At 58.6% G+C, this 14,053-nt stretch carries 16 protein-coding genes and 1 riboswitch; of the genes, 13 read left to right on the top strand and 3 right to left on the bottom strand.

Translation table 11 applies throughout. The features are described from left to right. Nucleotides 1-78: 78 nt before the first annotated feature. Genes bioB through bioD form a run of 4 tightly spaced genes read left to right on the top strand, consistent with a single transcriptional unit; the run spans nucleotide 79 to nucleotide 3,668 of the window. Nucleotides 79-1,110, top strand: coding sequence for a biotin synthase BioB (bioB, locus tag AABB92_RS08740; RefSeq protein WP_031376862.1), 1,032 nt, complete (start codon nucleotides 79-81; stop codon nucleotides 1,108-1,110). Then, nucleotides 1,110-2,261, top strand: a complete 1,152-nt coding sequence (gene bioF / locus AABB92_RS08735; protein WP_046288446.1) for an 8-amino-7-oxononanoate synthase — start codon at nucleotides 1,110-1,112, stop codon at nucleotides 2,259-2,261. Before bioB ends, bioF begins: the two co-directional genes overlap by 1 nt. Further along, nucleotides 2,245-3,000 (top strand): malonyl-ACP O-methyltransferase BioC, encoded by a 756-nt coding sequence (gene bioC, locus AABB92_RS08730; protein WP_046288445.1) that lies wholly within the window; start codon nucleotides 2,245-2,247, stop codon nucleotides 2,998-3,000. The genes bioF and bioC overlap by 17 nt, the downstream gene beginning before the upstream one ends. Next, nucleotides 2,997-3,668 (top strand): dethiobiotin synthase, encoded by a 672-nt coding sequence (gene bioD / locus AABB92_RS08725; protein WP_046288444.1) that lies wholly within the window; start codon nucleotides 2,997-2,999, stop codon nucleotides 3,666-3,668. The genes bioC and bioD overlap by 4 nt, the downstream gene beginning before the upstream one ends. Nucleotides 3,669-3,674: 6 nt before the next feature. On the opposite strand, the gene AABB92_RS08720 is transcribed toward bioD, so the two are convergent. After that, a complete protein-coding gene (locus AABB92_RS08720; protein WP_031377433.1) occupies nucleotides 3,675-4,397 on the bottom strand; it encodes an ABC transporter ATP-binding protein in 723 nt (240 codons plus the stop codon). A 186-nt stretch (nucleotides 4,398-4,583) separates the two neighbouring features. Here AABB92_RS08720 and AABB92_RS08715 point away from each other — a divergent pair, with 186 nt between their 5' ends. Continuing rightward, nucleotides 4,584-4,919, top strand: a complete 336-nt coding sequence (locus AABB92_RS08715) for a hypothetical protein (protein ID WP_031377432.1) — start codon at nucleotides 4,584-4,586, stop codon at nucleotides 4,917-4,919. Nucleotides 4,920-5,290: 371 nt separating this feature from the next. Then, nucleotides 5,291-7,312: an excinuclease ABC subunit UvrB gene (gene uvrB / locus AABB92_RS08710; RefSeq protein ID WP_031377431.1), complete on the top strand. Its 2,022-nt coding sequence runs from the start codon at nucleotides 5,291-5,293 to the stop codon at nucleotides 7,310-7,312. Nucleotide 7,313: 1 nt separating this feature from the next. Here the strand turns inward: uvrB and AABB92_RS08705 are convergent, their stop codons facing one another. Continuing rightward, nucleotides 7,314-8,219, bottom strand: a complete 906-nt coding sequence (locus AABB92_RS08705) for a gluconeogenesis factor YvcK family protein (RefSeq protein ID WP_031377430.1) — start codon at nucleotides 8,217-8,219, stop codon at nucleotides 7,314-7,316. A 205-nt stretch (nucleotides 8,220-8,424) separates the two neighbouring features. After that, nucleotides 8,425-8,558: riboswitch (molybdenum cofactor riboswitch) on the top strand. Between AABB92_RS08705 and moaA the strand changes: the two genes are divergently transcribed. From moaA to moaE, 5 genes are all read left to right on the top strand, one after another. Then, on the top strand, nucleotides 8,548-9,534 hold the full coding sequence (gene moaA, locus AABB92_RS08700) for a GTP 3',8-cyclase MoaA (RefSeq protein ID WP_031377429.1): 987 nt from the start codon (nucleotides 8,548-8,550) through the stop codon (nucleotides 9,532-9,534). (Overlaps the previous riboswitch by 11 nt.) Before the next feature lie 14 nt (nucleotides 9,535-9,548). Further along, nucleotides 9,549-10,064, top strand: a complete 516-nt coding sequence (gene moaB / locus AABB92_RS08695; RefSeq protein ID WP_031377428.1) for a molybdenum cofactor biosynthesis protein B — start codon at nucleotides 9,549-9,551, stop codon at nucleotides 10,062-10,064. A gap of 2 nt (nucleotides 10,065-10,066) precedes the next feature. Further along, nucleotides 10,067-10,552: a cyclic pyranopterin monophosphate synthase MoaC gene (gene moaC / locus AABB92_RS08690; RefSeq protein WP_031377427.1), complete on the top strand. Its 486-nt coding sequence runs from the start codon at nucleotides 10,067-10,069 to the stop codon at nucleotides 10,550-10,552. Further along, the gene (gene moaD, locus AABB92_RS08685; protein ID WP_031377426.1) at nucleotides 10,545-10,790 is read left to right on the top strand and encodes a molybdopterin synthase sulfur carrier subunit; all 246 of its coding nucleotides are present in this window, start codon (nucleotides 10,545-10,547) and stop codon (nucleotides 10,788-10,790) included. Before moaC ends, moaD begins: the two co-directional genes overlap by 8 nt. 1 nt (nucleotide 10,791) lies before the next feature. Continuing rightward, nucleotides 10,792-11,244 carry a molybdopterin synthase catalytic subunit MoaE gene (gene moaE, locus AABB92_RS08680; protein WP_031377425.1) on the top strand — a complete coding sequence of 151 codons (453 nt, stop codon included), beginning with the start codon at nucleotides 10,792-10,794 and terminating at the stop codon, nucleotides 11,242-11,244. Here moaE and AABB92_RS08675 read toward each other — a convergent pair. Continuing rightward, nucleotides 11,241-12,026, bottom strand: coding sequence for an OBAP family protein (locus AABB92_RS08675; RefSeq protein WP_031377424.1), 786 nt, complete (start codon nucleotides 12,024-12,026; stop codon nucleotides 11,241-11,243). The two genes, moaE and AABB92_RS08675, sit on opposite strands and share 4 nt — an antisense overlap. 109 nt (nucleotides 12,027-12,135) lie before the next feature. Between AABB92_RS08675 and AABB92_RS08670 the strand changes: the two genes are divergently transcribed. Together AABB92_RS08670 and AABB92_RS08665 are read left to right on the top strand one after the other, a co-directional pair. Continuing rightward, complete coding sequence (locus tag AABB92_RS08670) at nucleotides 12,136-13,230, top strand: DUF1615 domain-containing protein (RefSeq protein WP_046288443.1); 1,095 nt, start codon at nucleotides 12,136-12,138, stop codon at nucleotides 13,228-13,230. 95 nt (nucleotides 13,231-13,325) lie between these two features. Continuing rightward, entirely contained in the window at nucleotides 13,326-14,033 is a 708-nt protein-coding gene (locus tag AABB92_RS08665) for a Bax inhibitor-1/YccA family protein (RefSeq protein WP_046288442.1), read from the top strand. Nucleotides 14,034-14,053: the final 20 nt, after the last annotated feature.

Here is a 14,053-nt window from a genome sequence, read left to right as displayed (position 1 = left end):
AAACCAAAATAAAAAAATATAGTTTACAAGTATAACCACGTTAATCGTCGGGATGACACCCTTTTTTTGGAGCACGCAATGGCACAACGCTGGACAGTCGCACAGGCACAGGCCCTGTTTGATCAACCTTTTCTTGAACTGATGTTTGAAGCGCAGCGGGTGCACCGTCAGCACTTCGATCCGCGCCAGGTACAGGTCAGCACCCTGTTGTCGATCAAAACCGGTGCCTGCCCGGAAGACTGCAAATACTGCCCGCAGAGTGCGCGCTACAAAACCGGTCTGGAATCGGAACGTCTGATGGAGGTCGAAGAGGTACTGGCCTCGGCCCGGCAGGCCAAAGCGGCCGGATCGAGTCGTTTCTGCATGGGCGCCGCCTGGAAAAACCCGCATGACCGCGACATGCCTTACCTGGAAAAAATGGTTGAAGGGGTCAAGGCGATGGGGATGGAAACCTGTATGACGCTGGGTACGCTCAGCGACCAGCAGGCGCAGCGACTGGCTGGCGCGGGCCTCGATTTTTATAACCACAACCTCGATACCTCGCCGGAATTTTACGGCAGTATCATCACCACCCGCAGCTATCAGGAACGGCTTGATACGCTGGGCAAAGTGCGTGACGCCGGCATTAAAGTCTGCTCTGGCGGCATTGTCGGACTGGGGGAAACGGTCAACGATCGCGCCGGCCTGCTGGTGCAGTTAGCCAATCTGCCGACGCCGCCGGAAAGCGTGCCGATCAACATGCTGGTGAAGGTCAAAGGGACGCCGCTGGCGGATAACGATGACGTGGAGCCGTTCGATTTTATCCGCACCATCGCGGTGGCGCGCATCATGATGCCGACCTCGCACGTCCGGCTGTCGGCGGGCCGTGAGCAGATGAGCGAGCAGACCCAGGCGATGTGCTTTATGGCCGGTGCTAACTCGATTTTCTACGGCTGCAAACTGCTGACTACGCCGAACCCGGAAGAGGATAAAGATCGGGTGCTGTTCCGTAAGCTGGGCCTGAATCCGCAGCACAGCCATACCGACCACGGCGATCAGCAACAGCAGCAGCAGCTCAGTGAGCAGCTGATGCACGCTGACACTGAACAGTTCTATAACGCGGCGCTGTAATGAGCTGGCAGCAACGACTGCAGCAGGCGCTCGTGCAGCGGCGGGCGGCCGATGGCTGGCGGCAGCGACCGGTGATCGATCACCAGACCACCCGCACGTTGCAGAGTGGCGGACGGACCTATCACCATTTTTCCAGCAACGACTACCTCGGTTTAACGCAGCATCCGGCGGTGATTGCCGGCTGGCAGCGCGGCGCAGAGCAGGCGGGAGCCGGGGCCGGTGCATCCGGTCACGTCACCGGTTATCACCGGCAGCATGCGGAGCTGGAAGCGCAGCTGGCTGACTGGCTCGGCTATGACCGGGCGCTGCTGTTTATCTCTGGTTTTGCGGCGAACCAGGCGGTGATCCATCTGCTGGCAGAGGCTGACGATCGCATCCTGGCGGATAAGTTAACCCACGCTTCGCTGCTGGATGCCGCCAGCCACAGTCCGGCGCAGCTGCGCCGTTTCACGCACAACAGTCCGGCGAGTCTGGCGGCGCGGCTGTCCTCGCCCTGCAGCGGTGAAACGCTGGTGGTAACCGAAGGCATTTTCAGCATGGATGGCGACAGTGCGCCGCTGGCGGCGATAGCGACCCAGACCCGGCAGGCCGGGGCCTGGCTGCTGGTAGACGATGCGCATGGTATCGGCGTGGTGGGCGAGCAGGGGCGCGGCAGTTGCTGGCAGCAGGGAATCAAGCCTGAGTTGCTGGTGGTCACCTTTGGCAAAGCCTTTGGCGTCAGCGGAGCCGCGCTGCTGTGCGACGCACAAACCGCCGACTATTTCCTGCAGTTCAGCCGTCATCTGATCTACTCGACCGCCATGCCCGCCGCCCAGGCGTCGGCGCTGCAGGCGTCCCTCGGCCAGGTCCGGCAGGGCGATGAGTTGCGTCAGCGGTTGCAGCAAAATATTCAGCGCTTCCGGCGCGGCGCGGCCACGCTGCCCTGGCAACTGATGGATTCCGCCAGCGCGATTCAGCCATTAATTGTTGGCGGCAATGCGGAAGCGATGGCGCTCTCAGCCCGGCTGGCGGACGCTGGCTGCTGGGTCAGTGCGATCCGGCCGCCAACCGTCCCGCCAGGCACCGCCCGGCTGCGTATTACCCTGACGGCGGCGCATCAGCCGGACGACATCGACATTCTGCTGGAGGCGCTGCATGACGCTGCAGGTTGATAAGCGCGCCGTGGCGCGGGCCTTTGGCCGGGCGGCCGGGCATTATGATGCACATGCTGCCCTGCAGCGGCTGAGCGGTGACGCGCTGCTGGCTCGCGCCCCCGCGCACAGTGGTCCGCAGTTGCTCGATGCCGGTTGCGGCACCGGCTGGTACAGCAAGCAATGGCGGGCGCGTGGTAAGCAGGTGACGGCACTGGATCTTTCACCGCAGATGCTGCAACAGGCGCGCGCCAATGATGCGGCGCAGCACTACCTGGCCGGGGATATCGATGCTCTGCCGCTGGCGGATGCCGGTTTTGATCTGGTATGGAGCAACCTGGCGGTGCAGTGGAGCGACGATCTGTCGCAGGCGCTGAGCCAGTTCAGACGGGTGCTGCGTCCCGACGGCACGCTGCTGTTCTCGACCCTGAGCGCCGGTTCATTGCAGGAAGTGCATCAGGCCTGGTCGTATCTTGACGAACATCCTCACGCCAACCGGTTTCTCAGCGAACAGCAGATCGCGTCAGCCTGCGCAGCCCACCGGCTGAGCTGTGAGTCAGCGCTGATTACCCTGCATTTTCCCGATGCGCTCAGCGCTATGCGTTCCCTGAAAGGGATTGGCGCCACCCATCTGCATCAGGGGCGTGACGGTCCGCTGCTGACCCGGCAACGGCTGGCACAGCTGGAAGCGCACTGGCCGCGCGATCGGCACGGTTTCCGCCTCAGTTATCATTTAATCTATGGAGTAAGTTCATCATGAAGCGCTGGTTTATCACCGGCACCGACACCGAAGTCGGTAAAACGGTCGCCAGTGGCGCGCTGTTACAGGCGGCCCGGGCCGCGGGTTATCGCTGCGCCGGCTACAAGCCTGTCGCCTCCGGCTGTGAGATGACAGCGCAGGGGCTGCGCAACAGTGACGCGCTGGCGCTGCAGCGTTACAGCAGCGTGCCGTTAGACTATCAGCAGGTCAATCCGCTGGCGTTCCTCGAACCCACGTCGCCGCACATCGTCAGTGCCGAAGAGGGCAGGCCGATCACTTCGCTGACCATGTCATCGGGACTGGCGGCGCTGGAGCCGCTGGCTGACTGGATTCTGGTCGAAGGGGCGGGCGGCTGGTACACCCCGTTATCCGCCACGCACACCTACGCCGACTGGGTCAGCAGTGAACAGCTGCCGGTCATTTTAGTGGTTGGCGTCAAGCTGGGCTGCATCAATCACGCCATGCTGACCGCGGATGCGGTACGGGCGCGTGGGCTGCGACTGGCTGGCTGGATCGCCAACACCGTGGTGCCGCCCGGTAACCGTTATCAGGAATATCTCACCAGCCTGCAGCAGCGACTGCCCGCGCCCTGTCTCGGCACCATTCCGTATCTGACCGAAGCGGCGCAGCAGGACAGCTGCGGCCAGTATCTGACCTTACCGGACTAACAAACCTCAGGCCACCGTCAGCCATTTGTTGACGGTGTGGTCATCCAGCTGCGCCATTTTGCCCTGCGCCACGTTACGCCCGCGATGCAACAGCAGAAAATAGTCGGCCACGCGGCGTATCAGCGACAGTCGCTGCTCCAGCAGCAGGATGGTCAGGCCGTAGTCGAGATTCAGGCGGCGAATCAGATTGCCCATCTCCTCCTCCAGCCACGGTGACATACCGTCGGTTGGCTCATCCAGAATCAGCAGCTTAGGCTGTAACACCAGCGCCCGCGCCAGGGCCAGCTGCTGTTGCTGATCGATGGGCAGATCGCCGCTGCGCTGCTGCCGTAACGAATAGAGCGCCGGGAACAGGTCAAACACCATTTCGGGGATGGCGCGGTGGCGGTCAGCCTGATTTGCTCCGGCCAGCAGGGCGATCAGCAAATTATCTTCCACGCTCATCTGGGTAAAAATATGGCGGCCCTGCGGCACGTAGCCAATACCCATCTGCGCCCGCTGCTCCGCCGGCTGTAGCAGCAGGTCGGCGGGCGGTGAGCCATCCTCTTTCCAGGAGATCGATCCGCTGTTAATCGGCAGCCTGCCCATGATGCAGTTCACCAGGGTGGTTTTCCCCATCCCGGGCCGGCCGAGAACGCCGGTGCAGGTGCCAGGCGACAGATCGAGATCGACATCCCACAGAATATGATTTTGACCGTAAAATTGATTTACCGAACGTAAACTCAGCATCTGACACTCTCCTTCCCGATCATTAGCCTGAATGCTTCCGCTCTGTGTCGTCTGGCAAACAAGTTATCAGCAATGGCACGCTCCCCATTGCAGTACAGTGCGCGCGTTGCGCGTTGACGCCACGGATTCTTGCAATTCCCAGGCCAGATTCCGCAGCAACCATTTTTCAGCCAGCAGCGCGGGTCTGTGGCGCTAAAAGATGAGCAATGCTTATCAATTTCTGCCGGTGATAACATTACTGCACTTTTGCAGTGCCAGCGGGCGGCGTTTCTGGTGCAGACGTACAATGATGAGGCAGCGATTCTGATTAGGAATGGGCAACAGATGCGGCAAAGACGCGGGTTAAAGAAGGCAACCGGTAAAAAAAGCAGAACAATGGGTCAGCCACGGCAGCTAAAATTAGCGGAAAAAAAATTATTTTTAGCGAAACCGAGCGGCAGGGAAAAATTATACACAGCCGATGGCGGCGGGGCTGCCATCACTTATCCACCATTCCTGTGGATAACCTTGTGCATTAGGTAATGAAAACAGGTTGGAAGCGAGGAAATACGCGGCCTGGTTACATAATGTCGAGAATCTGGGCTTTTGGGCATAAGCCAGTAAAATCAATTGGTTAATAAAAAACAAGCCTGCGAATTATCTGTCAGTTCATCGAACTGTAATTTTGTGACGGTCTATTGACAAATGTTAAATCCGATCTCCGCCTGGGGATAACCTTGCGCAACAACCTGCGCGATAAAGCAAGCGGCAATCGACGGCGAAAAAGTATCCCGACAGTGGCGATTACTCTGCCTCAATACTGTTTTTATATCCAGTATTATTTTCTGGCAAAATCACCATAGCAGAGTAAAATAGTGGCCTGCCCGCCGACTTCTTCAGCAGGAACTGCATTCATGAGTAAAGCCTTTAAATTGAATTCCGCTTTCAAACCTTCTGGCGATCAGCCAGAGGCGATTCGTCGTCTGGAGGAGGGGCTGGAAGATGGACTGGCCCACCAGACCTTATTAGGCGTAACCGGCTCGGGGAAAACCTTCACCGTCGCCAACGTGATTGCCGATCTCAACCGTCCAACCATGGTACTGGCGCCCAACAAAACGCTGGCGGCGCAGTTGTACGGTGAAATGAAGGAGTTCTTCCCGGATAACGCGGTTGAGTTTTTCGTCTCTTACTACGACTACTACCAGCCGGAAGCCTATGTGCCGAGTTCCGACACCTTTATCGAAAAGGACGCCTCGGTTAACGAACACATTGAGCAGATGCGTTTGTCGGCGACCAAAGCGCTGCTGGAGCGGCGTGACGTGATTGTGGTCGCCTCGGTCTCGGCGATCTACGGTCTGGGCGATCCCGATCTCTACCTGAAAATGATGCTGCACCTGACCCGCGGCATGATTATCGACCAGCGCAGCATTCTGCGCCGTCTGTCAGAGCTGCAGTACACCCGCAACGATCAGGCGTTCCAGCGCGGTACGTTCCGGGTGCGCGGCGAAGTGATCGACATCTTCCCGGCCGAATCGGACGATATCGCCCTGCGCGTTGAGCTGTTCGACGAAGAGGTAGAGCGCCTGTCGCTGTTTGACCCGCTTACCGGCCAGATCGACTCGGTAGTGCCGCGCTTTACCATCTACCCGAAAACGCACTACGTGACGCCGCGTGAGCGCATTCTGCAGGCGATGGAAGATATCAAGGTGGAACTGGCGGATCGCCGCAGGGTGCTGCTGGAAAATAATAAGCTGCTGGAAGAGCAGCGTATTACCCAGCGTACTCAGTTCGATCTGGAGATGATGGGCGAGCTGGGCTACTGCTCCGGCATCGAAAACTATTCGCGCTATCTTTCCGGGCGCGGACCGGGTGAAGCGCCACCGACGCTGTTTGACTATCTGCCAGCCGATGGCTTGCTGGTGGTCGACGAATCGCACGTCACCATCCCGCAGATTGGCGGGATGTATAAAGGCGACCGGGCGCGTAAAGAGACGCTGGTAGAGTACGGTTTCCGTTTGCCGTCGGCACTGGATAACCGTCCGATGAAGTTTGAAGAGTTTGAGGCGCTGGCGCCCCAGACTATCTACGTGTCAGCCACGCCGGGTAAATATGAGCTGGAAAAATCGGGCAGCGAAGTGATCGACCAGGTGGTGCGTCCTACCGGTCTGCTCGACCCGATCCTCGAAGTGCGTCCGGTGGCGACCCAGGTCGACGATCTGCTGTCGGAAATCCGTCAGCGGGTGGCGATCAACGAACGTGTGCTGGTGACGGTGCTGACCAAGCGTATGGCGGAAGATCTGACCGAATATCTGGAAGAGCACGGTGAGAAGGTGCGTTACCTGCACTCCGATATTGATACCGTTGAACGCATGGAAATTATCCGCGATTTACGTCTGGGTGAGTTTGATGTGCTGGTGGGCATTAACTTACTGCGTGAGGGGCTGGATATGCCGGAAGTATCGCTGGTGGCCATTCTGGACGCGGATAAAGAGGGCTTCCTGCGTTCCGAACGCTCACTGATTCAGACCATCGGTCGTGCGGCGCGTAACATTAACGGCAAGGCAATTCTCTACGGCGATAAAATTACCCCGTCGATGGCGCGGGCGATTGAAGAGACTGAACGCCGCCGCGAGAAGCAGCAGCAGTACAATGAAGAGAACGGCATTGTGCCGCAGGGCCTGAATAAGAAAATTACCGATATTCTGGAACTGGGCAACAACGTGGTGAAAACCCGTGGCAAAGCCAAACCGGCACGTCGCGGCGCGGCCGAAGCTGAAGCGGATTACCTGGCGCTGTCGCCGCAGGCCCTGCAGAAAAAGATCCACGAGCTGGAAGGGCAGATGCAGCAGCATGCGCAGAACCTGGAGTTCGAACAGGCGGCCAGCGTGCGCGATCAGCTGCATGAGCTGCGCACGCTGTTTATTGCCACCTCGTAACTCAGCTAAAGCCCTGAATGGCGTGTTCCAGCGCGACCCGCAGCAGCTGGCGGTCGTGACGATATTTGATATCGGCGGCCTCCAGCGGCTCACGCACAATCAGCCGGTTATCGACCTGGCTGATGTCGGCGGAGGGACTGACCACAATTGCGTCAATCACCCGTTTGCCAATGTAGCGCTCCATCATTGCCAGTTTATCGGCGACCGTCAGGCTGGCTGCTGCCGGGCTGAGTTCGCGACCCAGATTGCCGATAAAGACCATGGTGGCGGGCGTCCGACGCAGCGCCTGCGCCATCTCCTCCATCAGCAGAATCGGCATCAGGCTGGTGTAAAAACTGCCTGGCCCGATCAGGATTAAATCCGCTTCGCCAATCGCATCCAGCGCTTCCCGCGTCGGCTGGACGTTGGGATGCAACATCATCTCCTGCGGCGGCTGCTTCATCTCATCAATTGCAGTTTCACCGTAGACCATATTGCCTTCCACATCGAGCGCCACCAGATCCACCGGTTGCTCCGACATCGGAATCAAAAAGGCATCGACCTTCAGCAGGTTACGAATGATGTTGATCGCTTCCAGCGGACGCACGCTCAGGTGATCGAGCGCTTTCAGCATCAGGTTGCCGAGGTTGTGTCCGGCCAGCTCCCCGTTACCGGCAAAGCGATACTCAAACATCGCTGAGGCCACGCTCGGTTCGGCGATCAGCTGGTTGAGGCAGTTGCGCATATCGCCCCAGGCGATGCCGCCTTCTGAGCGGCGAATGCGGCCGGTTGAACCGCCGTTATCGGTGGTGGTTACAATGCCGGTAAGGCGTGAGCCGAGCGGCGACAGGGCAGACATCACGCGGCCTAAGCCATGTCCGCCACCCAGGGCCACCACGCGATCGAGATCGGCCAGTGTGCGATTCATACTTCTCCTTAACATCGTCTCGCGTGACGTCGCTCTAAACGCTAAACCCGCGCGGATGACTTGCGTCAAAATCTGAAGCGCATTTTAACGTATCCTGTCGCTAAAATGCGGTGAAAATTCGATATGTATCAGAATATATAGCGAAAACAGCGAATGGAAGAGTCGCGGAAATCGCGCTACCATCTTGATTAACCGCGCTGATCAACGGGTCAGCGTACACTCTAGCCTGATTGCCTACGTCTGCGGATAGGGGAGTCAGGCCGTAGCCATTGAGCTACCAGGGTGCAGAAAGAAATGACTGCATCTCCCAATCTGGAAAGGTGTTCTGGTGTCACAATTTACTGATGCATACGCGCGTAAGTTCTATTACCTGCGCCTGTCGGTCACGGATGTGTGTAACTTCCGCTGTACCTACTGTCTGCCCGATGGCTACAAGCCGCACGGCATTCGCAACAAAAGCTTTCTCTCTCTGGATGAAATCCGTCGTGTCACGCGGGCTTTCGCCGCAGCGGGCACGGAAAAAGTGCGGCTGACCGGCGGTGAGCCATCGCTGCGCCGCGATTTTACCGACATCATCGCGGCGGTGCGTGAGAACCCCTCGGTGCGCCATATCGCCGTCACCACCAACGGTTACCGGCTGGCTCGCGACGTGAAGCAGTGGCGCGAGGCGGGATTAACCGCGCTCAACGTCAGCGTTGATAGCCTCGATGCCCGTCAGTTCCACGCCATTACCGGTCAGGATAAATTCCATCAGGTGATGGCGGGCATCGACGCTGCCTTTGACGCCGGATTTCAGCAGGTAAAAGTCAACAGCGTGCTGATGCGCGATCTCAATAGCCGTAATCTGGCGACCTTCCTCGACTGGATCCGTACCCGACCGATTCAGCTGCGCTTCATCGAACTGATGGAAACCGGTGACGGCGGAACGCTGTTTCGTCAGCAGCACGTCTCCGGCACGGTGATCCGTGACCAGCTGATTGCGCAGGGCTGGCAGCGGCGGGAGAGCGGCCGCAGCGACGGTCCGGCCCTGGTGTTTTACCATCCCGATTATGTCGGTGAGATCGGCCTGATAATGCCCTATGCCAAAGATTTTTGTGCCAGCTGCAACCGTCTGCGCGTCTCGGCGCAGGGCAATCTGCACCTCTGCCTGTTTGGCGACGGTGGCGTACCGCTGCGGGATCTGCTGGCCTCTGACGATCAGCAAGCGGAACTGCAGGCGCGCATTGCCAGTAGCCTCGGGCAGAAAAAGCAGACCCATTTTCTGCATCAGGGCAACACCGGTATCACGCAAAATCTTTCTTACATTGGCGGTTAATTTCAGGAGGCGTTATGGGCAAACCAGTCAGCGAATTTCAGGCGTTACAGATTGCGGTGATGACCGTGTCAGATCGCCGCGATGCCAGCGAGGATAGCTCCGGCGACTATCTGCGCGGTGCCGCCCTTGAGGCGGGGCACGAGGTGGTTGATCACGCCATCGTGCCGGATAATCTCTATCGCATTCGCGCCACCGTATCGCGCTGGATCGCCAGTGACGATGTGCAGGTCGTGATCATTAACGGCGGTACCGGATTTAACCTGAAAAACAGCACGCCGGAAGCCCTGCTGCCGCTGTTTGATCGCGAGATCGCCGGCTTTGGCGAACTGTTCCGGATGATCTCCTATGAGGAGATTGGCGGCTCGACCTTGCAGTCGCGCGCCATCGCCGGGATGGCGAACCAGACCTTAATTTTTGCGGTGCCGGGCTCCACCAATGCCTGCCGCAGCGCCTGGGAGCGGATTATTGCCGATCAGCTGGATGCGCGCACCCGTCCCTGCAACTTTGTCTCACATCTGAAGAAACGGTAAGTATGTCGCAACTCACACACATTAATGCTGCTGGCGAAGCGCATATGGTGGATGTCTCCGCCAAAGCGGAAACCGTACGCGAAGCGCGGGCGGAGGTGCTGGTGCTGATGCAGCCTGACACGCTGCAGATGATCATCGAGGGCAGTCACCACAAAGGCGATGTGTTCGCCACGGCGCGCATTGCCGGTATCCAGGCCGCTAAACGGACCTGGGAACTGATCCCACTCTGCCATCCGCTGATGCTGAGCAAAGTGGAAGTGAATCTGCTGGCCGAGCCGGAACACAATCGGGTACGCATCACCTCGCTGTGCCGTCTGACCGGCAAAACCGGCGTTGAGATGGAAGCGCTGACGGCGGCCTCGGTGGCGGCCCTGACCATCTACGACATGTGCAAAGCGGTACAGAAAGATATCGTCATCGACCAGTTGCGCTTAATCAGCAAAAGCGGCGGCAAAAGCGGTGATTTTCAGGCGGTGTCCGATGATTAAGGTGCTGTTTTTTGCCCAGGTACGTGAGCTGGTCGGCAGCGCCTCGCTGGAGATCGCTACCGCCTATCCGGATGTGGCTGCCCTGCGTGCTGCGCTGGCCGGGCAGGGGGATCGCTGGGCGTTAGCGCTCGAGTCCGGCAAGCTGCTGGCGGCGGTAAATCAGACGCTGGTGCCGATGAGTCATCCGCTGCGTGACGGCGATGAAGTGGCCTTTTTCCCGCCAGTGACCGGAGGCTAAGATGGAGACGCAGATTCGTGTCGGCCCGGCGCCGTTTGATATGGCTGAAGCTTATCGCTGGCTGGCCGCCTGTGACGAAGATGGCGCGGTGGTGACTTTTACCGGCAAAGTGCGTAACCATAACCTCGGCGCGCACGTCGCGGCACTGACGCTGGAACACTATCCTGGCATGACCGAAAAAGCATTGCAGGAGATTGTTGATGCCGCCCGCCAGCGCTGGCCGCTGCAGCGCGTCACGGTGATCCACCGCACCGGCGAACTGTTTCCTGGTGATGAAATTGTGCTGGTGGGCGTCACCAGCGCACACCGCGGCAGCGCATTTTCTGCCGCGGAGTTCATTATGGATTACCTGAAAACCCGCGCGCCGTTCTGGAAGCGCGAAGCGACCGCCGACGGCGATCGCTGGGTCGATGCCCGCGACAGCGATCGCCAGGCGGCGCAGCGCTGGGATTAAGGCTGTTTTAACTGCTCGGCCGGGCCGAAATGGGTCTGGCCGTGGCTGTGTTCACCGCCGCCGTGGGTGCGCTGCAGCTGAATCACCTCGCCCTGTTGCCAGGCATTGGCCCCCGGTTCGGCCGGATGCGCCACAATATCCGCCCGCTGAGCACGAATTTTCTTACTGTCGACATCAAAGCGCCGGTCGCGATCGGCCAGCAGGCGTGAATCCATCTGCCCGTCAGCGGTAAAGCCCATCATCAGGGCCGGAATGCCGATTGGCAGGGTCTTGTCGCGATCGGTATGCCAGGTGTGCCAGGTCTTGCCGTAGGTATTAACGATGCGTTTCATCAGCGCGTGATCGGCGGCTTCCGGTAAGCCGGGCGCGATCAGCGTGCCTGATTTCACTTCGTACTGATGGCTGTGCCACAGCTTTTTCTCTTCCGGCGGCAGGGTTTTATACAGCCGCTCGCTGATAATGTACTCCACGCCCATCAGGCGCGCATCGCGGGTATTGCCGTCATAAATCACCGCCTGCATCACATCCTCATTCAGCACCGTCACATAGTGGTGCGCCTCCATCTGACCGTTCTGATCGCCGTTATAAAAATGGAAGCCGTCGAGATAGGTATTGATGGCGTCGATCGGAGGACGGGACTGCATCACCTCAGCGCCGGTTTCCAGCAGTTTGAGTGACGAAGAGGTAGGGGCACCCGGCGACTGTACTTTTGCAGGGGAGTTATTGGCACCGCATCCCGCTAACAGCAGGCTGAGCGCCGCGACCGGCCAGAGTTTTAACATCGTAAATTCCTTTAACGGTAAAAAAGGTAACCTTAGTTCAGAAAATCAGACCTGCCTGTAAAATGGCGGCAATGGTAGAGTAGAGCTTTGATTGATTCCGAGGACAGGTATGTCATTTACCCCAAGTCTGCAACGTCTGACGCTGGCCGCCGCGCTGGTGCTGGCAGGTTGTAGCAGCAAGAAAACGCCCGAGGCGCCGGTCCGGCAGCCCGCCGATGTCAAAGCGCAAATCCAGCGGCTGTTGCCGGCCCACGTCAGCAATAAAGCGGACTGGGCTGACGACATCTACACCTCTTTTCGCACCCAGCAGCTCGACCCGAGCACCAGCAACCTGTGTGCGGTGATTGCGGTAGCGGATCAGGAGACCAATTTCAGCGCCGAAGCCGCCGTGCCGGGCCTGCCCAAAATTGCCTGGGGCGAGATTAATCGCCGGGCAGCGAAGGTACACGTGCCGGCATTTGTGGTACGTACCGCGCTGATGATTAAATCATCGAACGGCGAAAGCTACGCCGCCCGTCTGGATAAGGTGCGCAGCGAGAAGGAACTGAGCGATATTTTTGATGACTTAATCGATATGGTGCCGATGGGACAGACGCTGTTTGGCAATCTTAATCCGATCCATACCGGCGGGCCGATGCAGGTCAGCATCGCCTTTGCGGAAGCCCATGCCAAAGGCTATCCGTGGCCGATTGATGGCTCAATCCGCCGCGAAGTCTTTACCCGTCACGGCGGGATCTACTTCGGAACCCTGCATCTGCTGGGCTATCCGGCTGATTACAGCCAGCCGCTTTACCGTTTTGCCGACTTCAACGCCGGCTGGTATGCCAGCCGCAATGCCGCATTCCAGGCCGCAGTGGCGCGGGCGACCGGCATGAAGCTGACGCTGGATGGCGATCTGATTCTTTACGGCAGCGAGAAGGCGGGCAGCACCGAGCTGGCGGTACGCACCCTGGCGAAGCAGATTGATATGAGCGACAGCGAGATCCGCCGCGATCTTGAGAAAGGGGAGAAGGCGGAGTTCAGCGACAGCACGCTGTGGCGGCAGGTATTCACCCTGGCCGATAAAATGGCGGGTCGCCGACTGCCGCGTGAAATGCTGCCGGGCATCAAGCTGGAAAGCCCGAAAATTACCCGCAATCTGACCACCGCCTGGTTCGCTCAGCGGGTCGATAGCCGCTATCAGCAGTGTCTGTCACGTCGTTAGCGGTGATGTTGTGGCGCAGTTGAGTCGGGCTGTGCCACACTTAGTCAGGCTCCGTGCGCGGAGCTCGTCCTAATCCGTTCAACAAGAGGTGCATCATGGACCGATATCCACAAAATGACTCAATTGTTCAACCTGCGTCACGTGGGCTGCAAGCCTATATGTCCCAGGTGTATGGCTGGATGACCTGCGGTCTGTTACTGACAGCGTTTGTCTCCTGGTTTGCCGCGCGGACTCCAGCGGTAATGGAGCTGGTGTTTGCTAACCGTATCACCTTCTTTGGGCTGATTATCGCGCAGCTGGCGCTGGTCTTCTTCCTCTCCGGCATGGTACATCGCCTGAGCGGCGCGGTCGCCACCGGGTTGTTTATGCTCTATTCGGCGCTGACTGGCGTCACCATGGCGAGTATTTTTCTGGTCTACACCTATTCGTCGATTGCCAGCACCTTCTTCGTCACCGCCGGTATGTTTGGTGCGATGAGTTTTTATGGCTACACCACCAAACGTGACCTGAGCCGCTTTGGCAGCCTGCTGTTTATGGCGCTGATCGGCATCGTGCTGGCGTCGCTGGTGAATTTCTGGCTGAAAAGTCCGGCGCTGATGTGGGCCATTACCTATATCGGCGTGGTGGTGTTTGTCGGCTTAACCGCTTATGACACCCAGAAGCTGAAGAATATTGGCGAGCAGATTGACGCGCGTGACACAGAGAACCTGCGTCGTTACTCGATTATGGGGGCATTAACCCTCTATCTGGACTTTATTAACCTGTTCCTGATGCTGCTGCGGATTTTCGGCAACCGTCGTTAAGGTTATCTCTGAAAGCAGGG

The organism is Pantoea brenneri, from assembly GCF_038594305.1.
Taxonomy (GTDB): Bacteria; Pseudomonadota; Gammaproteobacteria; order Enterobacterales; family Enterobacteriaceae; genus Pantoea; species Pantoea brenneri.
Note: the sequence above shows the minus strand (reverse complement) of the source record. Positions and strands in the feature narration are given on the sequence as shown.